The organism is Nonomuraea sp. B1E8 (genome assembly GCF_039871515.1).
Taxonomy (GTDB): Bacteria; Actinomycetota; Actinomycetes; order Streptosporangiales; family Streptosporangiaceae; genus Nonomuraea.
In genome coordinates this window covers 388,154-408,944 of record NZ_JBDPLS010000003.1, presented here as the reverse complement: position 1 = coordinate 408,944, position 20,791 = coordinate 388,154, and the positions used below count along the sequence as shown (strand labels likewise).

At 70.2% G+C, this 20,791-nt stretch carries 16 protein-coding genes; 10 read left to right on the top strand and 6 right to left on the bottom strand.

Annotated elements, in window-relative coordinates; all coding sequences use genetic code 11:
- Positions 1 to 211: 211 nt before the first annotated feature.
- Positions 212 to 1,882 carry a 2-isopropylmalate synthase gene (leuA, locus tag ABGA98_RS13765; protein ID WP_347618631.1) on the bottom strand — a complete coding sequence of 557 codons (1,671 nt, stop codon included), beginning with the start codon at positions 1,880 to 1,882 and terminating at the stop codon, positions 212 to 214.
- Positions 1,883 to 2,092: 210 nt separating this feature from the next.
- On the opposite strand from leuA, the gene ABGA98_RS13760 reads away from it, so the two are divergent.
- Positions 2,093 to 2,977: a UbiA family prenyltransferase gene (locus ABGA98_RS13760; RefSeq protein WP_347618630.1), complete on the top strand. Its 885-nt coding sequence runs from the start codon at positions 2,093 to 2,095 to the stop codon at positions 2,975 to 2,977.
- Positions 2,978 to 2,987: 10 nt separating this feature from the next.
- On the opposite strand, the gene ABGA98_RS13755 is transcribed toward ABGA98_RS13760, so the two are convergent.
- Both ABGA98_RS13755 and ABGA98_RS13750 read right to left on the bottom strand, forming a co-directional pair.
- Positions 2,988 to 3,920 carry an aldo/keto reductase gene (locus tag ABGA98_RS13755; protein ID WP_347618629.1) on the bottom strand — a complete coding sequence of 311 codons (933 nt, stop codon included), beginning with the start codon at positions 3,918 to 3,920 and terminating at the stop codon, positions 2,988 to 2,990.
- A gap of 219 nt (positions 3,921 to 4,139) precedes the next feature.
- Positions 4,140 to 6,881, bottom strand: a complete 2,742-nt coding sequence (locus ABGA98_RS13750) for an AAA family ATPase (RefSeq protein WP_347618628.1) — start codon at positions 6,879 to 6,881, stop codon at positions 4,140 to 4,142.
- A gap of 812 nt (positions 6,882 to 7,693) precedes the next feature.
- On the opposite strand from ABGA98_RS13750, the gene ABGA98_RS13745 reads away from it, so the two are divergent.
- The 3 genes from ABGA98_RS13745 (at position 7,694) to ABGA98_RS13735 (ending at position 10,157) form a co-directional block, all read left to right on the top strand.
- Positions 7,694 to 8,644: a sensor histidine kinase gene (locus ABGA98_RS13745; RefSeq protein ID WP_347618627.1), complete on the top strand. Its 951-nt coding sequence runs from the start codon at positions 7,694 to 7,696 to the stop codon at positions 8,642 to 8,644.
- Positions 8,631 to 9,293: a response regulator transcription factor gene (locus tag ABGA98_RS13740; protein ID WP_347618626.1), complete on the top strand. Its 663-nt coding sequence runs from the start codon at positions 8,631 to 8,633 to the stop codon at positions 9,291 to 9,293. The genes ABGA98_RS13745 and ABGA98_RS13740 overlap by 14 nt, the downstream gene beginning before the upstream one ends.
- A gap of 132 nt (positions 9,294 to 9,425) precedes the next feature.
- Entirely contained in the window at positions 9,426 to 10,157 is a 732-nt protein-coding gene (locus ABGA98_RS13735) for a 4'-phosphopantetheinyl transferase superfamily protein (protein WP_347618625.1), read from the top strand.
- 323 nt (positions 10,158 to 10,480) lie between these two features.
- Here the strand turns inward: ABGA98_RS13735 and ABGA98_RS13730 are convergent, their stop codons facing one another.
- Together ABGA98_RS13730 and ABGA98_RS13725 are read right to left on the bottom strand one after the other, a co-directional pair.
- Positions 10,481 to 11,332 (bottom strand): ABC transporter permease, encoded by an 852-nt coding sequence (locus ABGA98_RS13730; protein ID WP_347618624.1) that lies wholly within the window; start codon positions 11,330 to 11,332, stop codon positions 10,481 to 10,483.
- Positions 11,329 to 12,174 carry an ABC transporter ATP-binding protein gene (locus tag ABGA98_RS13725; RefSeq protein ID WP_347618623.1) on the bottom strand — a complete coding sequence of 282 codons (846 nt, stop codon included), beginning with the start codon at positions 12,172 to 12,174 and terminating at the stop codon, positions 11,329 to 11,331. Before ABGA98_RS13725 ends, ABGA98_RS13730 begins: the two co-directional genes overlap by 4 nt.
- A 160-nt stretch (positions 12,175 to 12,334) precedes the next feature.
- On the opposite strand from ABGA98_RS13725, the gene ABGA98_RS13720 reads away from it, so the two are divergent.
- The 5 genes from ABGA98_RS13720 to ABGA98_RS13700 all read left to right on the top strand — a co-directional run bounded on the left by ABGA98_RS13720 (position 12,335) and on the right by ABGA98_RS13700 (position 18,370).
- Positions 12,335 to 13,051 (top strand): ABC transporter ATP-binding protein, encoded by a 717-nt coding sequence (locus ABGA98_RS13720; RefSeq protein ID WP_347618622.1) that lies wholly within the window; start codon positions 12,335 to 12,337, stop codon positions 13,049 to 13,051.
- The gene (locus ABGA98_RS13715) at positions 13,048 to 13,770 is read left to right on the top strand and encodes an ABC transporter permease (protein ID WP_347618621.1); all 723 of its coding nucleotides are present in this window, start codon (positions 13,048 to 13,050) and stop codon (positions 13,768 to 13,770) included. Before ABGA98_RS13720 ends, ABGA98_RS13715 begins: the two co-directional genes overlap by 4 nt.
- Complete coding sequence (locus tag ABGA98_RS13710; protein ID WP_347618620.1) at positions 13,764 to 15,071, top strand: sensor histidine kinase; 1,308 nt, start codon at positions 13,764 to 13,766, stop codon at positions 15,069 to 15,071. The genes ABGA98_RS13715 and ABGA98_RS13710 overlap by 7 nt, the downstream gene beginning before the upstream one ends.
- Before the next feature lie 2 nt (positions 15,072 to 15,073).
- Positions 15,074 to 15,709, top strand: a complete 636-nt coding sequence (locus tag ABGA98_RS13705) for a response regulator transcription factor (protein ID WP_347618867.1) — start codon at positions 15,074 to 15,076, stop codon at positions 15,707 to 15,709.
- Positions 15,710 to 15,889: 180 nt separating this feature from the next.
- Positions 15,890 to 18,370 (top strand): PEP/pyruvate-binding domain-containing protein, encoded by a 2,481-nt coding sequence (locus ABGA98_RS13700; protein ID WP_347618619.1) that lies wholly within the window; start codon positions 15,890 to 15,892, stop codon positions 18,368 to 18,370.
- Between the two features lie 61 nt (positions 18,371 to 18,431).
- Here the strand turns inward: ABGA98_RS13700 and ABGA98_RS13695 are convergent, their stop codons facing one another.
- Complete coding sequence (locus tag ABGA98_RS13695) at positions 18,432 to 19,403, bottom strand: methyltransferase (RefSeq protein WP_347618618.1); 972 nt, start codon at positions 19,401 to 19,403, stop codon at positions 18,432 to 18,434.
- Between the two features lie 180 nt (positions 19,404 to 19,583).
- Here ABGA98_RS13695 and ABGA98_RS13690 point away from each other — a divergent pair, with 180 nt between their 5' ends.
- Positions 19,584 to 20,768: a transposase gene (locus ABGA98_RS13690; protein WP_347618617.1), complete on the top strand. Its 1,185-nt coding sequence runs from the start codon at positions 19,584 to 19,586 to the stop codon at positions 20,766 to 20,768.
- Positions 20,769 to 20,791: the final 23 nt, after the last annotated feature.

Genomic DNA, 20,791 nt, shown 5'->3' with positions numbered 1-20,791 from the left:
AGACGTCGTACCCCTTTTGCGAGGCCTTCCGAGAACGAAAGCCACCGCTCATCGAGAAAATGAGCGGTGGCTTTCGTCGTGCCCGGGGGCCGTCGGCCGCCGCGCGCGCCGCCTCGGCGTCCGGGATCGTTATGCGTCGGGGCCCGCCGTGGAAACGCCGCAGCGGCCGCCTGATGGCGGCCGCTGCCGGGCTTGTGTCGCGCGCCGGGCGTCAGCTGGCATTCGCGAGCCTGACCTCCGTCCGCCCGCTCCTCCTGGCGGCCGAGCCGACCGCCGTCAGGGTCGCGTCCACCACGTTAGTGGCGACGCCGACCCCCCAGACCGTCTCGCCGTCCACCTTGCATTCGGCGTACACCGTCGTCTCCATGCTGGCGACCCGCTCGGCGCCGCCGGACCGGTGCACCGCCCGCACGTCCACGCCCAGAGGCGCCAGCGTGGCGCCGATGGCCCGCACGGCCTGCTCGCGCTGGCCGTCCATGTGCAGCGTCGCGGTGATCCGGTCGCCGCCCGCGCCCAGCGCGCCGGACCGCTCGTCGCGGGAGAAGTACTCCTCCTGGAACAGCTCCCACACCTGGTCGGGCGAGAGCTCGCTGCCCCGCAGGTCGGCCCGCTCCTGCACGAGCCGGGCGAACTCCCGCTGCAGCTCGCGAGGGAGCTCCATCCCGTGCCAGGCGCTCATGATGTACGCGATGCCGCCCTTGCCCGACTGGCTGTTGATCCGCACGATCGCCTCGTACGTGCGCCCGACGTCCTTGGGGTCCACCGGCAGGTACGGCATGGTCCACGGCATCTCGCCGGCGCCGACGCCGGACCCGGCCGCCCGGCGCTCCAGGTCGTCGAACCCCTTCTTGATCGCGTCCTGGTGCGAGCCGGAGAAGGCGGTGTAGACCAGCTCGCCCCCGTACGGGTGCCTGGGGTGCACGGGGATCTCGTTGCAGTGCTCGACCGTGCCGCGGATGCGGTCGATGTCGGAGAAGTCGATCTCGGGGTCCACGCCGTGCGTGAACATGTTCATGCCCAGCGTCACCAGGCACACGTTGCCGGCCCGCTCACCGTTGCCGAACAGGCAGCCCTCGATCCGCTCGGCGCCGGCCAGCATCGCCAGCTCGGCCGCGGCAACCCCCGTGCCGCGGTCGTTGTGCGGATGGATGGACAGGCACACGTGCTCCCTGCGCGACAGGTTGCGGTCCAGCCACTCCACCTGGTCCGCGAACACCGACGGCAGGGAACGCTCCACGGTGGTGGGGAAGTTCAGGATGATGGGGCGCCCCGGACCGGCCTCCCACACGTCCATGACCGCTTCGCAGACCTCCAGGGCGAAGTCGGGCTCGGTCTCGTTGAACAGCTCCGGCGAGTACTGGTAGCGCAGGTCGCAGCCGGCCAGATCGCGCTCGGCGTACTTCATCATCATCCGGGTGCCCTGCACGGCCAGGTCCTTGCACTGCGCGCGGTCCATGTCGAACACCACGCGCCGGAACAGCGGCGCGGTCGCGTTGTAGAGGTGGAACGTGGCGCGCGGCGCGCCGGAAAGCGCGCTCACCGAACGCTCGATCAGTTCGTCCCGCGCCGGCACGAGAACCGAGATCCACACGTCGTCGGGAATGCGGTTCTCCTCGATGAGCAGCCGTACGAAGTCGTGGTCGTCCTGGCTGGCCACCGGGAATCCGACCTCGATCTCCTTGTAGCCGATGTCGACGAGCAGTTCGAACATCTGGAGTTTCCTGCCCGGCGACATGGGATTGGCCAGTGACTGGTTGCCGTCGCGCAGGTCCGTCGACAGCCAGCGCGGCGCTGAAACGATCTTCTTGTCCGGCCACGTACGATCTGCCAGGGCCAACGGAGTAAAGTCCGAATAGCGCTCTACGGGGCGGGTCGGGACCATGGTTTAATCTCCTTCGCCTTGGTCATGGTCTGCCTGTAGGAGATCTCCGAACACAACGTACAATCGGCCGGGCGCCGCCGAACAGGGCGAGGACCATGAGAGCGCCGGTCCTTACCCATAGATATCCGCCCGGGTATCGAGAGTGCGCACCCCGGTATCTTTAGGCGCACCCCCCTTCTCCGCCTCCCGGCGGTCGCGCACAATCCGATCATGGCGACCATCGAAACCGTGGCGCTGCGGCGCGGCGGTCTGTGTCTGGCAGAGTCTCGCCCATCTGTGCAGATAATCTTCTTACTGCGCTTTCTGACCGGCACCGCATTGTGCGCGCAGGTCGCCGGCGCCGACGGGCATCTCGGCAGAACGGCCTGGGGCGCCCTGACATGGGTGCTGATGATTTTCTCCGTCTATCTCTTCAACGGCGTGATGGACGTTTCCGAGGACCGCCTCAACGGCTCGCGCAGGCCCATCTGCAGAGGCGACCTGCCGCCCTCCTTCGCCACCGCGGTGGCGGTGGGCGCGGCGCTGGTCAGCCTGCTCAGCGGCTTCGCGCTCGACCCGCGGATGGGCCTGCTGCTCACGGTCGTGCTGGTGCTCGGCTACCTGTACTCGGGCCCACCGTTCCCGCTCAAGCGCAGCTCAGGCGGCACGGTCCTGACCGGAGGCGTCGCCACCGTGCTCACCTACGTCGCGGGCGCGCTCTCCTACGCCAGCGAGTTCCGGGTATCCCTGATGCTGATCGTCTTCGTGCCGGCGGCGTCGCTCTGGACCGCGCTGGTGGGGTCGACGACCAAGGACCTGCCCGACATCGAGGGCGACGCACAGGCCGGCCGGACGACCTTCGCGGTCACGCACGGCGAGGACGCCCTGCGGCGGGCGATCTGCGCCGTCGCCATCGGCCTGGCGCTCGCGTTCACGGCGGCGGTGCTGCTGCTGGAGCTGCCGCTGTGGCCCAGCGCTCTCGCCATGGTCGCCGGCGCGATCGCCATCACGGTCCTGTGCGTCCAGGGGCGGCGCCGCGAGCCGTACGGCGCCTTCATGGCCACCCAGTACGCCCTGCACGGCCTGGTGATCCTGACCCTCGTCCGAGCCCTCTGAGCGGGGCCGGTCAACCGGGGAGAGGCGCTCCGGCGGCCGCGCCGTGCGGGAAGGCCGCCTCCAGCCGGCGGCACGTCGCGTCGGTCAGCAGCAGCCTGACGGAACCCGCGTTCATCTCCAGGTGGACCGGGTCGCGGGTGCTGGGGACGGGCACCACGTCGGGCCCTCTGGCCAGCAGCCAGGCCAGCGCCAGCCGGCCGGTGCTGACGTCCATGGTCGCCGCCTCGGCCTCCAGTTTCCTGAGCCTGGCGATGTTGCCCGGCAGGTTGGCCGGGTCGAACCGGGGGTCGGTGCGGCGGGCGTCTCCCGGGTCGAGCTCGCGGGCGGAGCCGCCGCGCCCGGCCAGGAAGCCGCGGCCCAGCGGCCGGCCGGCGATCAGCCCGATGCCGAGCTCGCGCGCCACCGGCAGCTGGTCGAGCTCGGCGTCACGGTGCCACAGGGAGTACTCCATGGCCAGGGCGGTGATCGGGTGGACCGCGTGCGCCCGGCGCAGCTCGTCCCCCGTCACCCCTGTCAGGCCCGCGTAGCGCACCTTGCCCGCCGCCACCAGCTCGCCGAGCCGGCCCGCGGTCTCCTCGACGGGCACGGCGCCCGGCTCCCCGCCGACGATGTAGAGGTCGACGTGGTCGACGCCCAGCCGTTCCAGCGAGGCTTCGCAGGCCTGCCGCAGCGGCACGTTGCCCGAGCGGCGCCGGAGGGTGCGCGTCGAGAGCAGAACGTCGTCGCGCCAGGGCCTGACGGCCTCGCCGACGAGCCGTTCGATCTCACCGTGGGCGTGGTCGTCGGACATGTCGATCAGGGTCACACCTGTGTCGAGCACGTTGTGGAGCAACGCCAGCGACTCCGAGCGGTCCGCTTCGCCGTACACGCCGGAGAGGGCCAGACATCCGAAGCCCAGACACGAGGTGATCGGCCCCGTGTCACCCAGCCTTCTGCTGTCCACAACGCTCCCTCCCATCGACCCTCACCGTTGGTACATACGATCTGTGGGCCAAGTTCGCGCCACAACCCCTAACCCCCGGGAACACCGGGCGAATATGAGAAACATCATTGCGCTTTATCCGCTCTTGACACTGTATGCAACTCTTCGTTATACACATTGTTAATGTCGCTGCCCACCGCGCGGGGTCCGCACGGTGGGCAGATCGAGGGGCTCAAGAGGTCAGCGCAGGGTGGGGCTGAGCTCCAGATTGGGAGGGAGATCGGAGCGCTGAGTGATCCCGAGCTTGCGGTAGATGCGGGTCAGGTGCTGCTCGACCGTGCTCACCGTGATGAACAGCTTGGCGGCGATCTCCCGGTTGGTGTAGCCGACCGCGGCCAGGCCGGCGACGCGTCGCTCCGCGTCGCTGAGGATGGCCACCACCTTGCTGATCTCGGAGCCCTGCCCCTCGGCGGCGGCACCGTCGCCGTCCAGCGCGTGGCTCAGCGGCTGGGCGCCGCACTCCTGGGCGAGGATGCGCGTACGGCTGGCGATGATCCCCGCCCGGCGGAACTCCCCGACGCTGTGGAAGGCCTCGGTGAGGTCGAACAACGACCGGGCCAGCTCGTAGCGGTCACCGCAGGCCTGCAGGCGGTCCGTGGACTGCCGCAGCAGCATGGGCCGGTGCCGGAGCTCGCTCGTGGCGGCCAGCAGGCGCAGCGCGATCCCGTGCGTACGGGAGGCCATCGGGCCGCACCGGGAGAGCTGCTCCTCGATCAGGGCGCGGGCCTCCGCCTGTTCGCCCATCCGGATGAGCGCCTCAGCCGCGTCGGTACGCCAGGCGATGAATCCCGGCGTGTCCATCTCCCACTCGGACATGAGCTCGCCGCAGAACCGGAAGTCGCGCAGCGCCGCCGCCGGGTGGTCGACCGCGAGGTGGTAGCGGCCGCGGGCGTGCAGGTAGTGCAGTCCGAAGCGGGTCTGCAGCATGGCCTCCGGCACGGGCGTGTTGACCTGGGCGAGCGCCTGGTCGTACTGCCCCATGGCCGTGCTGGCGAGCATCAGGTTGGCCAGCGGGCCGCCCACGGTGACACCCCAGCTGGCGGGCGGAATGATCTCCAGGGCCTGCCGGGCGCACGACGCCGCGGTCTCGAGGTCGCCGCGGCGCATGGCGATCTCGGCGCGGATCGCGGTCAGCCGGGCGCGCCGGGCGGGGGCGCTGCGGGACTGCGCCTCCTCGATGAAGGCGTCGCACCAGGGCACGGCCTTGTCCGGCCAGCCGCCGTACGTGAGCGCGAGCAGGGAGCTCTCGACCGTGTCCATGGACATCTCGTCCAGGCGGGAGCTGTGCAGGATGCGCTCGACGGTGCCGAGGACGCGCTCGCGCGGCCCGCGGGTGAGCACCGAGATCAGCGCGTTGATCGACTCCAGCCGCCGGCTCACGCGTACGGGCAGCACGGCCTCCCTGGCCTGCTCGCTGGTCGACCTGTTGACGTGCGCCAGCAGCGGCGGCGCGGAGCAGCGCAACCACAGCCGAGTGCCGATGAGCTCGGCCACGGTCTGCGGCTCGGTGTCGCCGCTCTCCTTCAGGTGTTCGAGCACCTGGCAGGCGTCGTCGACCTTGCCGTGCCACAGCAGCGCCCTGGCCAGCACGACCGCGTCGCTGCCGCGGAGGGTCCCGTTGTGCAGGGCGTCGGTCAGTTCAGCGATGTGCTCGGCCGGCGTGCTGGGGTTGATGCGCCACTCGGCGCGCATCAGGACCGTGGCGATGGTGGTGCGGTGCCGCTCGTCGGTGCAGCCGCGCCAGGCGAGCTTCAGGTAGTCGACGGCCGAGGTGACGGACCCGCCGTCCAGCCGGCTCAGCGCCGCCGCCTCCAGCACGGGCACGGCCCACGGCAGGTCGGTCGCGTCGGCGCCGAGCAGGTGCTCGGCGATCACGATGTCGTCGGCGCCCTCCTCGTGCAGCAGCTCGGCGGCCCGCCGGTGCACGCCGCGGCGCACCTCGTCGCTCAGCTCGGCCAGCACGGTCCTCCTCGCGATCTCGGCCCGGTAGTGGCCCGACTCCAGCAGGCCCGCGGTCTCCAGCCAGTGCATGGCGTGCGCCATCGTCGCGGTGCCGGAGCCGAGCAGGCGCTCGAGCAGCGCCGGGTCGTCCAGCACCGCGAGCCAGCCGGCGACCTGCATGAGCCCGGGGTCGGCCCGGTGCAGGCACGACAGCACGGCCTCGCCGTAGCGCTCGGCGGGAGCGCTCCCGCCGGTCTCGTGGTCCTCGATCAGCCCGCGGAGCAGGAGCGGGTTGCCGCCGCTGAGCGCGTGCCACTCCGGCGTCACCTCCTTGGCCGCCGCCTCGCCCAGGCGCTCGGCCGTCATGCTGAGCGCGGCGCCGTACGACAGCGGCGCCAGCCTGACGGCGGTGCAGTGGGGCTGGCGGAGCATCTCGGTGGCGAAGAAGCCGTGCATGTGCTGGCGGTATTCGGCCTGGCTGAAGACCGCCACGAGCGGCGCGTACCTGGACCTGCGGACGAGGTAGGACAGGCAGAGCAGCGAGGCCCTGTCGGCGAGGTGGACGTCGTCGACGACGATCGCCAGCGGATGGCGCTCGGCCAGCGAGAGCAGGACCGCGCAGAGCGAGTGCACGATCTGCACGTCCACCTGCTCGACGCGGTCCCCCTTGGCGGGCGAGGCCATCTGCGCGCCCTCCCGCAGCAGGTCGGCCGCGACCGCGCGCACGTCCTCGCGCAGCGGCGCGTTCTGGAAGAGCTGGCCGAGCACGCCCAGCGGAATATCGCTCTCCGCCTGGGTGGCGGACGCCACCAGCGGCAGAGCACCCCGTTCGAGTGCCTGTTCGGCGAAGGCATGCAGAAGCTCACTCTTGCCGGTCGCGACGACCCCCGTCACCATCACGACCCTGCCCTTGCCGCCAACGGCCTCGGCGAGGAGGCCGTGCATGGAGGTCATGGCCGCATCTCTCTCGAACAGCCCCATGATTGGACACTCCTTTTAGAAAGGCAATTCACGACCGGAAGGAGTTCTGAGGTCCAACGAGCTTTTCTGCTCTTTTCTCGGCTTCGACGTCTTGGACTGTCGTACTTGCCGCATGACCTCAACCCCTTCCGCACCCGTTTCTGGGTTGACGTTCATCACGTTAGGTGCGGCTCTGGGGGCTCACAATACGGCTTATCCTTAATAACGCGGGTCGATCCGTATGGACCAGCCGGTCTTCAACTTTCGGACCACGTCCAGGTCCGAGTCATCGCGGGCCCGCGCCGGGCGGCGCGCCCCCGGCGGATCCCAGGGCCCCGCGGGCCCCGCGGCCGGCGCACGCGGGAGGGGGTGAAGGGGCCCAAACCTTACCGACGAGTATCGTTATGAATCATCAACGTGAATCGCGCTAATACGAGTCACGCTCATGTAGACCGCCGTCCCGTCGCGCCACTCCGGCGAGCTGGCGCGCCAACCTGGGCCTGCGGCGCGCCGTTCACGCAATATTGACATTTCCATGTCGCGCCCCGTTTCAGCAGGTCACAGGGCCGGCAGAGGCTGCTCGGAGGACACTCCGCGTATGCCCGTCATCGGCATACAGTTGCCTACTCACCAGTGTTGACCCAAGATGTAAGCATTCGTGCACTCTCCAAGGGGACACGGTGGGAGAAATTGCGCATACGGGTGAGCAAGACGCTACGGGGCCGGCGAGCCTTATCGAGGAGTGCCGAGCGGACATACTGAGCAAGTACGAGCAGGGACTTGCGGCCATCGGTAGCGTGTTGATCAATGATCAGGTGACGAAAGCCCAGGTCATGACGAACGCAGGCCAGATCCTGACGGAGATGGCGGGGGCACTGCGTGCGGGGCGCCTACAGGACGACGACGAGACGTCCCGTTTCCTGGCCTGGGACATAGGCGTGGCGAGGGCGTCGGCGGGCGTCCATCCGAGAGAGTCGCTGATGGCGGCCTCGGTGTTCTTCCGCGCGGCGTTCGCCACGCTGAGCCAGCGGCTCCAGGACGACACCCATGCCGCTCACATGCTCAGGCTCGTCGTGACGGCACTGGAACAGAGCATCTCCCTGCGCATCAGGGAGGCCGCGAACAGTTACACCGGCATCCTGCTCAACAAGGTGACCGAGGCGCAGATGGCCGAGCGCCGGCGGATCGCCAGGGAGCTGCACGACCGCATCGGCCACAGCCTCAGCGTGGCCCAGCGCCAGCTGGAGCTGTCGAACATGTACCGCCCGGGGGAGCCGGCGAAGGCACTGGCCAAGCTGGAGATGGCCCAGCAGGCCATCCAGGAGACCATGTACAGCCTGCGCCAGGTCACCTCCGACCTCCATCCCCCAGGGGGCAGCACCTTGGAGAAGGGGCTGCTCAGCTACCTGGACATCATCGGGACGGACGACGTACAGATCGATCTGATCGTCAACGGCGACCAGACCTGGGCGCCCGCGACCGTCAGCGAGGAGTGCCTGCTGATCCTGCGTGAGGCGGCGCGCAACGCGCTCACCCACGGGGAGCCGTCGGCCATCCTCATCAGGATCGACGTCGCGCCGCACGAACTGGTCGCGTGCGTGATCGACAACGGCTGCGGTTTCGATCCGGACGGCCAGCCGCCGAAGGGCAGCCTCGGGTTGTCGTCCATCAGGGAGCGCACCCAGTTACTCGGCGGCACGGTGACGATCGCCAGCAAGCCCGGCAGGGGCGCCAGGGTCGATCTCGCCGTGCCCATCCAGAGGCGCCTCGATGATCAGGAGTGACCCGCCCACCACGATCGCCATCGTGGACGACCACGCCCTGTTCCGCGAAGGGCTCAGGGAGATCCTGGAAGCCCAGGAGGGACTGGCCGTGGTGGGCGAGGCGGGCACCTCCGACGACGCCCTCCGCCTGGTCGCCGACAAGAAGCCGGACATTCTCCTGCTGGACGTGGAGATCCCCGGCGACTCGGCCACCGACACCGTGACGCGGCTGCGCAGTGAGGTCCCGAACACGCAGATCATCATCCTCAGCATGTACGACGGCCCGCAGCTGCTGCGCAGGCTCCTCGCCGCCGGCATCCGCGGATACCTGCTCAAAAGCGTCCACTGGCACGAGCTCGTGTCGGCGATCCGGAGCGTGCACGACGAGCCGGACCGCATCGTCCTGGCCGTCTCCCGCGAGAGCCTGGCGCAGATGGAGAGCGCGCCCGCCGAGGTGCTGACGAGCAAGGAGCGCGAGGTCCTCGAACTGGCGGCGCAGGCGCTCAGCAACCGGCAGATCGCCGCCCGCATCAACACCACCGAGGCCACGGTCAAGCGCCACCTGCGGAACATCTTCGTCAAGCTGGGGGCCGCGTCGCGCATCGACGCCGTGAACCGCGCGATCGACGCCTCGCTGATCACGCCGTCGCGGGCACGGTCCGACAATTGACCATAAATACGGACATTTCGCGTTGGTCGTACCCCCTTCTGAGGGCGGGTTCACCCCGCAACCGGCTCCGGACGGCCCGAGAAGACCTGGTCAAACGTTCTCTCGCGGCAAGGCCGTATCTAGCTTGGAAGGGTGAACACCAATGCCTTGATCGGGAGCATCCTCCCCCCGTGGGTGGTGGCCGTGGACACGTTCGACGACCACGACGCGATGCTCTTTCCCGCTGAAGAAGAGGTGATCAGCCGATCGGTGGAGACCCGGCGCAAGGAGTTCGTCACGGCGCGCATGTGCGCCAGGCAGGCCATGGGCCTGCTCGGCCTGCCGCCGCAGCCTCTCCTGCCCGGCCTGCGTGGCGAACCCCAGTGGCCCAAGGGCTTCGTGGGCAGCATCACGCACTGCGCGGGTTACCGCGGAGCCGTCGTCAGCCCCGGCGGCGACACCATCACGATCGGCATCGACGCCGAACCCAACGAGCCGCTGTCGAACGGCGTCCTGGAGGCCGTCTCCCTGGCCGAGGAGCGCAAAGCCCTGCGCGCGCTCGCCGTCGACCGCCCGGAGGTCTGCTGGGACCGCCTGCTGTTCTCCGCCAAGGAGTCGGTCTACAAGGCCTGGTTCCCGCTGGCCAAGCGGTGGCTGGACTTCGAGGACGCGATCCTGACCTTCAACCCCGTCCTGGGCGCCTTCTCCGCCCGGCTCCTGGTCACCGGCCCTCACGTGGGCGGGCAGCAGCTGACGGGTTTCACCGGCAAGTACATGGCCCGTGACGGGCTGCTCCTCACCGCCATCGTCATGGCCGCCAGCACGGCCTCGCGCCGGCACCGCCCGGTGCTCAGGCGACCCGTGCCGCAGCCGGTCAGGGCCTGACGCGCCGTACGCGGCCGCCGTCAGGGCCTGGCCCGGCCTGGAGGCCCGGCGGCCCGGCAGGCCGTTCCCGACGCCCTTTCCGGCGCCCGTCTCGGGGTGTCCACGCCGGCCGTGAAGGACCGGTGGCCACGTCCGCACAGTGGAAGGCGGCGCCGTATCCCGTCCAGGACACCGCACCGCGTACGAGCACCACCGGTTCATGCGGCCGGACATGAGGATGACGGTGGCGTCCTCAAGGACCCGCCACCGTCACCGGGAATCGTCCGCGCCGTGCTCCCCTCCCCTCGTCAGCAAATCCGCGCAATCCTGCCCTGCCACTACGGTCAGCTGTCCTTGGCGGTCCAGCGGAACGTCTTCATGCACAGCAGCAACGCGCCGACGCACCACGCGGCGAGCACGAGGGCGATCAGCGGGAGCTGCCACGAGCCGGCCGGTTCGAGCGCCGCCGCGTGCTCGGGCAGGAACACCGAACGCATGCCCTGGGTCATCCACTTGAGCGGGAACAGGGACGCGATGAACTGGAGGAAGGCGGGCACGTCGGAGAAGGGCATGTAGACGCCGGAGATGAACTGCACGATGAGGAAGGGCAGCGTGATGATGGCGTTCGCGCCGCGCGCCGACTTCGGCAGGCTGCCGACCGCGATGCCGAGGAGGGTGCAGGCCACGCCGCCGAGGAGGAGGACCCAGGCGAGGGTCAGCCACCGGTCGAGCGTGCCGGGCACCTGCACGTCGAACATCAGCACCCCGACCACGACCAGGAGGGCGACCTCGGCGACCATGCACACGAGGACCTGGATGACCTTGCCCCCGAAATAGGCGATCCGCGGCATGGGCATGCCGTAGAGCCGCTTCAGCGTGCCGTCGTGGCGCTCCAGCGCGACGTTGATCCCGAGGTTCTGGAAGGTCGTGCCCATGATCCCGGCGCCGATCATGCCGGCCGTGAGGATCTGGGCGCCGGTGACGCCGTTGAAGTCCGGCTTGCCTGACTGCATCGCGCCGAGCAGCATCAGCATGATCGCCGGGAGCGAGAAGATGACGATGAACTGCCCCTTGGTGCGGAAGAAGCTCTTGAGCTCCAGCGCACCGCGCTTGAGAGCCAGCCGGCCGGCGCTGGGCAGGGGCGCCGCCGTCGCGGCGGCCATCCGTTTCGGTGGTCTTGACAACGTGGTGGTCACGAGTGATCTCCGATTAGGCCGAGGTAGACGTCTTCGAGAGACGGACGTGTCACGGTCAGCTCGGGGATCTCGCCGTCGAACTGGCCGCTGAGCTCGGCGACGACCTGCGTCGGCGTCGCCGTCTTCACGCTGTGGTCGCCGTCGGCGGTGGTCCAGCTGACGGTCGCCATGGCCTGCGAGCGTCCGGCCAGCGTGGCCGGCTCGCCCAGTGCCACGACCTTGCCCTGCACGATCACGCCGACCCGGTTGGCCAGCGCTTCGACCTCGTCCAGGTAGTGCGTGGTCAGCAGGATGGTGGTGCCCTCGTCGGCCAGCCGGGAGATCAGGCTCCAGAACTGGCGGCGGGCCTCGGGGTCGAAACCGGTGGTCGGCTCGTCGAGGAAGAGCAGCTCGGGGTTGCCGAGCACGCCCAGCGCCACGTCGACCCTGCGCCGCTGGCCTCCGGAGAGGTTGCGCGTGCGAGCGTCCGCCTTGCCGGCGAGCCCGACGAGTTCGATCACGTGCTCGGGGTCACGGGGCCTCGGGTAGTAGTGGGCGTAGTGATGGACCATCTCGCGCACGGTCATCTCCGCGGCGTCGGTGGCCGACTGCAGCACCATCCCGAGACGGGAGCGCCACGCCCGGCCGGCCACGCCGGGGTCCTCGCCGAGCACGCTGACCTCGCCGGCGTCTCGCCGGCGATGGCCTTCCAGGATCTCCACAGTGGTCGTCTTGCCTGCGCCGTTGGGGCCGAGGAGCGCGAACACCTCGCCACGGGCGATATCCAGGTCAACGCCGTCGATGGCGACCACGTCGCCGTATCGCTTGCGCAGCTCACGCACGCGCACCGCTGTATCGCTCATGCATTCAGAGTTGGGGATCAGCGGCGCGTACGACACCCCTATTTAGCGTTTCACCTGGTCGGGAAGCCAATCCGCAGGTCGGACCCGGAATCGGGAGGCTGACCCCCTATCAACCGTTCGGAGGATGTCGCATGCGGCTGATCCCGATGATTCTTTAAACATGACAGTCATCGAAATCGAGGGCATGAGTAAAAGTTACAAAGGCCGCCCAGTGCTGACGGACGTATCCCTGCAGGTGGAACGCGGCGAGATCTTCGGCATCGCCGGCCCCAACGGAGCGGGCAAGACCACCACGGTGGAGTGCATGTCGGGCCTGCGCGAGCGGGACGGCGGTGTCCTGCGGGTCCTGGGCCTCGATCCCCAGAGCGACCGTCGCGAGCTGCTTCCCCGCATCGGTGTCCAGCTCCAGGAGGCCGCCCTGCCGGACGCGCTGAAGGTGGGCGAGGCACTGAAGATGTACGCCTCCTTCTACGACAAGCCTGCCGACTGGCGCAAGCTCATGGACGAGTGGGGCCTGACGGACCGGCAGCGTTCCAGCTTCGCGAGCCTGTCCGGCGGCTGGAAGCAGCGCCTGTTCATCGCGCTGGCCCTGGTCGGCAACCCGGAGGTCGTCTTCCTCGACGAGCTGACCACCGGTCTCGACCCGTCCGCCCGCCGCATGACGTGGGGCCTGGTCCGCGAGGTCCGCGACCGCGGCGTGACCGTCGTGCTGGTCACCCACTTCATGGACGAGGCCCAGGCGCTGTGCGACCGCATGGCGATCATCGACCAGGGCCGCGTCATCACCCACGGAACCCCGGGCGAGCTGATCACCCAGGGCCGCACGGAATCGCTCGAGGACGCTTACTTCGCGCTGACGGGAGGGCAGGCGGCATGAAAGGCATCACGCAGGTCATCGCGGTCGAGCTCAAGCTGATCATCCGGGATCCGATGTCGGCGTTCTTCGCGCTGGCCTTCCCCACGATCATGATCTGGGTCAAGCTGCGCAGCGGCAAGCCCCTTCCCGGCGGGCTGCCGTCGGTCGACGCCAACGTGCCGATGCTGAGCATCTTCGTCATCGGGCTGGCCACGCTGGTCATCCTGCCGGCCACCCTGGCGCAGTACCGCGAGCGCCGGGTGCTGAAGCGGCTGCTCGCCACCCCCGCCTCCCCCGGCATGCTGTTCGGCGCCCAGTGGATCGCCCACATGCTGATGGCCCTTCTCGGCACGGTGCTGCTCATCGCCATCGGCGCCATCGGCTACGACCTGTCCGCCCCCGCGAACCCGGGCATCGTGGTGCTGGCGTGGGTGCTCGGCGCGCTGAGCCTCAGCGGCATCGGCTTCCTGCTGGGCGCCGTCGTCCCTTCCGGCCGCACGGCCACCGTGCTCGGGCTGAGCGTCTTCTTCCCGATGGTCTTCATCTCCGGCGCGGTGATCCCCCGCGAGTCGATGAGCGGCTCGATGCGGGCCATCGGCGACATGCTGCCCATGGCCCCGGCCGTGCAGACCATCCGCAACGGCTGGGAGGGCCACGCGGCCTCCCCCGTGGCGATGCTGGTCATGGTGGGGATCTGCCTGGTCACCGCCGGCATCGCGGTCAAGGCGTTCCGGTGGTAAGCAGCGCCCGCCGCGAAGGGTCGGGATCGGTGGTCGCCTCCACCGGACCCGGCCTTTCTCGTTGGGACCGGGTCTGGCCCGCGCTCCCCTACCTGTTCATCCTGCTGCCCGCCGCCTTCTCGCTGGCACAGAACTGGCGGCTCGACACGCTGGTGCTGGCGTCGTTCGCGATGGCCTGGCACTGGTTCCTGATCGGCGTGCACCCCGACTGGACCAGGCATCCGGTGGTGGCGATCGTCTACTTCGCCGTCCTGCTCGCCGCCATCGGGGCGCTGGTCGGCATCGACTCGGTCTTCACGGTGACCGGCCCGGCGGCGTTCATCCAGTCGTTCAGGCTGCTGCCCCGGTGGTGGGCCTACGGCGGGGTGGCCGCGACGGCCGGCGTGCTGGTCTCCATGCGGCCGGAGGCCGGGCGGAGCCCGGGCGAGATGCTCTTCTCCTTCCTGATCGCCGCGTTGATCGCCTCCGCGATCGGGCTGGTCATCCAGACCATCTCCGACCAGAACGAGAGCCGCAAGGTCATGATCGAGCAGCTGCGGGAGACCGGCGCCAAGCTGGCCGCGCTCGCCGAGGAGAACGCGAGCCTGCAGGCCCGGCTGCTGACCCAGGCCCGCGAGGCGGGGGTGCTCGGCGAGCGGCAGCGCATGGCCAGGGAGATCCACGACACCATCGCCCAGGGGCTGACCGCCATCGTCACCCAGATCGAGGCCGCCGAGGAGGCGATCGACGACACACCGGCCGCGCTCGCCCGCCTCGACACCGTACGCACCCTGGCCAGGGAGAACCTCAACGAGGCCCGCAGGTCGGTGCAGGCGTTGCGCCCAGCGCCGCTGGCCGGCTCGCAGTTGCCCGCCGCCGTGCGGGACGTCGCCGACCGGTGGTCGGAGACGACCGGCGTGGCCGCAACCCTGTCGGTCAACGGCGACGCCAGGCCGCTGCACGCCGAGGTCGAGATCACGCTGCTGCGGGTGGCGCAGGAGGCGCTGTCCAACGTCGCCAAGCACGCCTCGGCCGGACGAGTTGCTCTCACCCTGTCGTACATGGAAGATGTCGTGGTGCTGGATGTACGCGACGACGGAGCCGGATTCGTCCCCGGGCCGCCCGACATCTCCTCCCACGCGCCCGCCTCCGAGGCCGGCGGCTTCGGGCTCATCGCGATGCGCCAGCGCGTGACCAGGCTGGCCGGCGACTTCGAGATCGAGTCGGCCCCCGGCGAGGGCACCGGCATCTCCGCGACCGTGCCGGCCATCCCCGCCGACGCCGTGTCCGAACCGTCCGACCGCCTCAGAGACGCCGGGTGACCATGCCGATTCGCCTGATCATCGTGGACGACCATCCGGTCGTCCGCGACGGACTGCGGGGCATCTTCACCGACGACGAGTTCGAGGTGGTCGGCGAGGCGGGCGACGGCTTCGAGGCGCTGGCGGTGGTCCAGCGCACCAACCCCGACGTCGTGCTCACCGACCTGCGCATGCCGAAGATGAACGGCGCTGAGCTCATCCGCCGGCTGCGTGAGCAGTCGCCAAGCGTGCGCGTGCTCGTGCTGACCACGTTCGACAACGACGTCGACGTGCTGCCCGCCATCGAGGAGGGCGCGACCGGCTACCTGCTGAAGGACACCCCGCGCGCCGAGTTGCGCAGCGCGGTGCAGGCCGCGGCGCGCGGCGAGACGGTGTTGTCGCCGTCCGTGGCGGGCGTGCTGACGCAGAAGATCCGCGCGCCGCAGCAGCAGATGCTCAGCCGCCGCGAGCTGGAGGTCCTGTCGCTGATCTCGCGGGGCGCGACCAACCGCGACGTCGCCAGGAAGTTGTTCATCACCGAGGCCACCGTGAAGACCCACCTGCTGCACATCTTCGCCAAGCTCGAGGTGAACGACCGCGCCGCCGCGGTCGCGGTGGCCTACGAGACCGGCCTGCTCAGGCCCGGCGCCGACAGCTGATTAAGGGCGCCTAGGGGTGGGCCGCCCGCCGGCGATTTCCTACCGTTGAAGAGGCGGCCGTTCCCTCTTTTCCCTTTTTCCCAGCGATGAGTCAGGTGGGTGGTCAGACCCTGACCTCCGGATTTTCCTTTCCCTGACTCACGTCTTCGGCCTGCCGCCGAATCGGAATGGAGATCGCGTATGAACACGCTTGCCCTGGCTGATCCGAGGGCCGAACTCGACGTCGTCGGAGGAAAAGGCGAATCGCTCGCCCACCTGGCCAGGGCGAGCCTGCCGGTGCCTGCGGGCTTCCACGTCACCACCGGCGCCTACCGCGCGTTCGTGGACCGCCACGGTCTGCGCGACGAGATCCTCACCGGCGACGCCGAGCAGATCCAGGCGCTGTTCGCGGCCCGCGAGCTGCCGCCGGAGATCGCCGGCGACATCCTGGCCGCGTACACCGAGCTGGGCGACGAGCCCGCGGTCGCGGTGCGGTCGTCGGCGACCGCGGAGGACCTGCCGGGAATGTCGTTCGCCGGCCAGCAGGACAGCTACCTCAACATCCGCGGCGCCGCGCAGCTCCTCGACGCGGTCAAGCGCTGCTGGGCCTCCCTGTGGACCGACCGGGCCATCGCCTACCGCGACCGGCACGGCATCCCGCGCGACGAGGTGGCCATCGCGGTCGTCGTCCAGGAGCTGGTTCCCGCCGACGCCGCGGGGGTGCTCTTCACCGAGGACCGCGACCGGCTGACCATCAACGCAGCGTGGGGCCTGGGCGAGGCGGTCGTCGGCGGCCTGGTCACGCCCGACACGATCACGCTCGACCGCGCCGGACGCACGGTCGTCGACGAGACGATCGCGTCCAAGACCGTCATGACCGTGCGCACGCCTGAGGGCACGCGCGAGGATCCCGTCCCGCCCGGCCTGCGCGACGAGCCCGTCCTCACCTGGGCGCAGGCCGAGCGGCTGGCCGAGCTGGGGATGACGATCGAGGAGCTGTACGGCCGCCCGATGGACGTCGAGTGGGCGCTGCACGACGGGCGTCCCCACATCCTCCAGGCCCGGCCGATCACCGGCAGGCGCGAGGTGTGGAACGACTCCGTCAAGGGCGACTACCTGTGGAGCAACGGCAACCTGGGCGAGGCCATCCCCAGCGTCATGACGCCGTGCACCTGGTCGCTCGTGAAGGCGTTCATCGCCGAGATCATGGTCACCGGCGACCTCGGCGGCCACCCGATGTGCGGCAACATCGGCGGCCGCGTCTACATGAACATGAGCGTGAACGCCTCGCTCGGCAAGGCCCTCGGCATCACCAAGAAGATCGAGGCCACCCAGGAGCCGATCTACGGCAGGTTGCCCGAGGGCGTCGAGACGCCGCTGCTGCCGATGACGCGCTGGCAGACCCTCAGGGCGGCCCGGCCCATGCTGGGCGGCCGCCGCGAGATCCAGAAGCTCGTGGAGCACATCCCGGCGTACATCGCGGACGCGGAGCGGCGTACCGAGGAGATCCGCGCCGCGATCGCCGTCAGCGACGACCTGGCCGCGCTGTGGGAGAGCGACGTCCAGCCGCGGTTCAGCGAGTGCAACCGCATGCTCGCCGCCGCGGCCCGCCAGGACGCCGGCTCGCTCATCTACCTCGGCGCCCAGCTGGCCGAGCTGGTCGGGGAGGCCGACGCCACCGTGCTGATGTCCGGCATCCAGTCGGGAGAGGGCCGGCTGGAGAGCCTCGGCCCGCTGCTCGGACTGGCCAGGCTCAAGCGGGGCGAGATCACCCGCGACGAGTACGTCCGCTCCTACGGCCACCGCTGCCCCGACGAGTTCGAGATCTCGGTGGCCCGGCCCGTGGAGGACCCGGCCTGGCTCGACGACCAGCTCGCCGGGCTCACCGTCGACCCGGCCGAGCTGCTCGACCGCCAGATCGAGGCGAGCGAGGCCGCCTGGCGGCGCTTCCGCGAGCGCCATCCGAGGAAGGCCGAGAAGTTCCGGCGCAGGATCGACCGCTGGGAGGCCATCGTCCGCTCCCGCGAGGAGACCCGGTCGGAGATGATGCGGGGCTTCTGGATGGTGCGCGACTTCGTGGTGCGGGCCGGGGAGGTGACCGGGCACGGCGACGACCTGTTCTTCCTCACGATCGACGAGATCATCGACGTGCTGCGCGGCTCGGGACGGCCGCTGACGCGGGTGGCCGGGCGGCGGGCGGCGTACGAGCTGTACCGGTCGTTGCCTCCGTACCCTGGCATCATCCGCGGCCGGTTCGACCCGGAGCGGTGGGCCGCCGACCCGGGCCGGCGCGGTGACGTGTTCGACGCCGCCGCCACGGTGGTGCCCCCGTCGGAGACCATCAGCGGTTTCCCCGGCGCGTCGGGCGTGGTCGAGGGGACCGCCAGGGTGCTCGCCTCCGTGGCGGACGGCGACCGGCTGGGCGAGGGCGAGATCCTGGTGACGACCGTGACGAACGTGGGCTGGACGCTGCTCTTCCCGCGCGCCGCGGCGGTGGTCACCGACGTCGGCGCGCCGCTGTCGCACGCCGCGATCGTCGCGCGCGAGCTGGGCATCCCCGCCGTCGTCGGCACCAGGAACGCCACCATGCTGCTGCGGGACGGCGACCGGATCCGCGTCGACGGGAGCGCCGGCACCGTCGAGGTGATCCGGGAGCGGGCCGGCGAGCTCGTGATGAGCTGAACGCCGGGGGACGCGCGAAAGGCGCCGGGCTCAACGGGGAGCCCGGCGCCTTTCGCTGCTCTCAGCGGGTCGCGGTGAGCATGCGCATCCCGAGCGGCAGGTCGATCAGCCGGCCAGGGGTCAGGTCCGCGTCCTCAAGCAGCGCGCGGTATTCCTCCTCGGTGCGCTCCCGCCCGCCGGTCATCACCATCATGTGCAGGTCGAAGGCGAGCGGCACGTACGAGCCGCCTCCGACGACGCGTTCGATGACGAGCAGCTCGGCGCCGGGCTCCATCGCCTTGGCGCAGGTGGCCAGCAGGGCGGCGCAGCGCTCGTCGTCCCAGTCGTGCAGGATGCGCGAGAGCAGGTAGACGTCGCCGCCCTCCGGCACGCAGGAGAACAGGTCGCCGGCGGCCAGCTCGCACCTGTCCAGCACCCCCATCCGCGACAGGTGCCCGGGCGCGGCGGCGATCACCTCGGGCAGGTCGAACAGCACGCCCGTGGCCTCGGGGTTGCTCCGCAGGATCGTGCCGAGCAGGGCGCCCGTGCCGCCGGCGAGGTCGACCACGCGGCGCGGCCCGGAGAAGTCGTACGCGTCGGGGACCCCACGGAAGAAGGAGGCGCCCGCCGCCATCCCCGCGTTGAACACCGCCGCCCTGCCGGGATCGGCGGCCAGGTGCGCGAAGACGGGCTCGCCGTGGACGTGCTCGAACGCCGGCTCGCCGGTGCGTACGGCCTGCTCCAGGCCGTTCCACGCGGCGGCGAAGAAGTCCTCGCCATAGAGGGCGGCGAGCGGGCCCAGGTCGTCGCGGCGCAGCCGCGCCCCCATCGGGGTGAGCGCGTACCCGCCGTCGTCGGCGTCGGCCAGCCCCACCCCTTCCAGCAGGCGGAGCAGGCGGTGCAGGGCCTCGGGGTGCGCGCCGACCTCGTCGGCGACCTCACCGGGGGTCAGGCGGCGCCCGTCGAGCGCGTCCACGACCCCGAGCCGGACGGCGGCGAAGGTCGCCTGCGCCACCCATCCTCCGGTGAGGATGCGCATCAGCTCGTGGTCCATCAGATCCTCCCGAGGGGACCGTCGCCTTGAGGCGACGGGGGAATCGGGAGCGGGAGGGCCGTCAAGGCCCGATCGTGCCCTGACCTGTCACATCTGCGCATCACGGATGTCCTTCCTGGTTTTGTCGGCGGCAGCCGATATCGTGGTGGTGTCGTTACCGAACGTGATGGGGGGTGGGGTGTGCGCAGGTCGTTCAGGTTCCTGCTGCGCCCCACCGCCCGGCAGGCGGCGGCACTGGCGGCGTGCCTGGAAGACCACCGCACGCTCTACAACGCCGCTCTGGAGCACCGCCGCACCGCCTACGCCAGGGCGGGCGTGAGCGTCCGCTACGGCGATCAGTCGGCCGAGCTGAAACACATCCGCGCCGACGACCCGGACGGGCAGGCGCGTTGGTCGTTCTCCTCCCAGCAGGCCACCCTGCGACGGCTCGACAAGGCGTTTCGCGCGTTCTTCAAGCGGTTCGGTGAGGGGCGCGCGCCGGGCTTCCCGCGTTTCAAGGGGCGCGGCCGGTTCGACACGGTCGAGTGGCCGAAGGACGGCGACGGCTGCCGGTGGGACTCCCAGCCCGGCCACCCCACCACGACCTACGTGCGGCTCCAGGGGGTTGGGCATGTCCGCGTCCACCGGCACCGGACCGTGCGCGGCCAGGTGAAGACGATCAGCGTCAAGCGCGAGGGCTGCCGCTGGTTCGTGGTCCTGTCGTGCGACGACGTGCCCGCCGAGTCCTTCCCCGTCACCGGCGCGGTCGCGGGGATCGACATGGGCGTGGCGTCGCTCGTCACTACCAGCGACGGACAGCATCTGAGCAACCCCCGTCACCTGGCCGCCTCCGCTGACCGGCTGGCCGACGCGCAGCGGGTTCTGGCCCGGAAGAGGCGGGGGTCCAAGCGGCGGCGCAAGGCGGTGGCCCGCGTGGCCGCGTTGCACGCCAAGGTGCGCAGGCAACGTCTGGACGGCGCGCACAAGGCCGCGCTTGCCCTGGTCCGCGCCTATGACGTGATCGTGCACGAGGACCTGCGGATCGCGAACATGACCCGCTCGGCGTCCGGCAGGATCGAAGCTCCCGGCCGCAACGTCGCCGCCAAGTCCGGCCTCAACCGGAGCATCCTGGACGCGGGCTGGGGGGTGTTCCTGACGATCCTCGCGCACAAGGCTGAAAGCGCCGGTCGCACGCTGATCGCGGTGAACCCCGCCGGCACCTCCCGCACCTGCGCCCGCTGCGGGCACAGCGCGAAGGACAACCGCCTCACCCAAGCCGGGTTCGCCTGTACGGCGTGCGGGCATGCCGCGCACGCCGACGTGAATGCGGCGGTCAACATCTTGAGGGCAGGGCTTGCCCTTCGCCAGGCTGCGCAAGCGGCTTAGCGAGAAGCCGCTCCCTTCAAGGA

Bases quoted from the DNA above. Each gene is read 5' to 3' on its own strand.
- ABGA98_RS13750 (WP_347618628.1), bottom strand. From the start codon at position 6,881: ATGGGGCTGTTCGAGAGAGATGCGGCCATGACCTCCATGCACGGCCTC.
- ABGA98_RS13695 (WP_347618618.1), bottom strand. From the start codon at position 19,403: ATGGACCACGAGCTGATGCGCATCCTCACCGGAGGATGGGTGGCGCAG.
- ABGA98_RS13725 (WP_347618623.1), bottom strand. From the start codon at position 12,174: ATGAGCGATACAGCGGTGCGCGTGCGTGAGCTGCGCAAGCGATACGGC.
- ABGA98_RS13715 (WP_347618621.1), top strand. From the start codon at position 13,048: ATGAAAGGCATCACGCAGGTCATCGCGGTCGAGCTCAAGCTGATCATC.
- ABGA98_RS13760 (WP_347618630.1), top strand. From the start codon at position 2,093: ATGGCGACCATCGAAACCGTGGCGCTGCGGCGCGGCGGTCTGTGTCTG.
- ABGA98_RS13740 (WP_347618626.1), top strand. From the start codon at position 8,631: ATGATCAGGAGTGACCCGCCCACCACGATCGCCATCGTGGACGACCAC.
- ABGA98_RS13745 (WP_347618627.1), top strand. From the start codon at position 7,694: ATGACGAACGCAGGCCAGATCCTGACGGAGATGGCGGGGGCACTGCGT.
- ABGA98_RS13700 (WP_347618619.1), top strand. From the start codon at position 15,890: ATGAACACGCTTGCCCTGGCTGATCCGAGGGCCGAACTCGACGTCGTC.
- ABGA98_RS13720 (WP_347618622.1), top strand. From the start codon at position 12,335: ATGACAGTCATCGAAATCGAGGGCATGAGTAAAAGTTACAAAGGCCGC.
- leuA (WP_347618631.1), bottom strand. From the start codon at position 1,882: ATGGTCCCGACCCGCCCCGTAGAGCGCTATTCGGACTTTACTCCGTTG.
- ABGA98_RS13705 (WP_347618867.1), top strand. From the start codon at position 15,074: ATGCCGATTCGCCTGATCATCGTGGACGACCATCCGGTCGTCCGCGAC.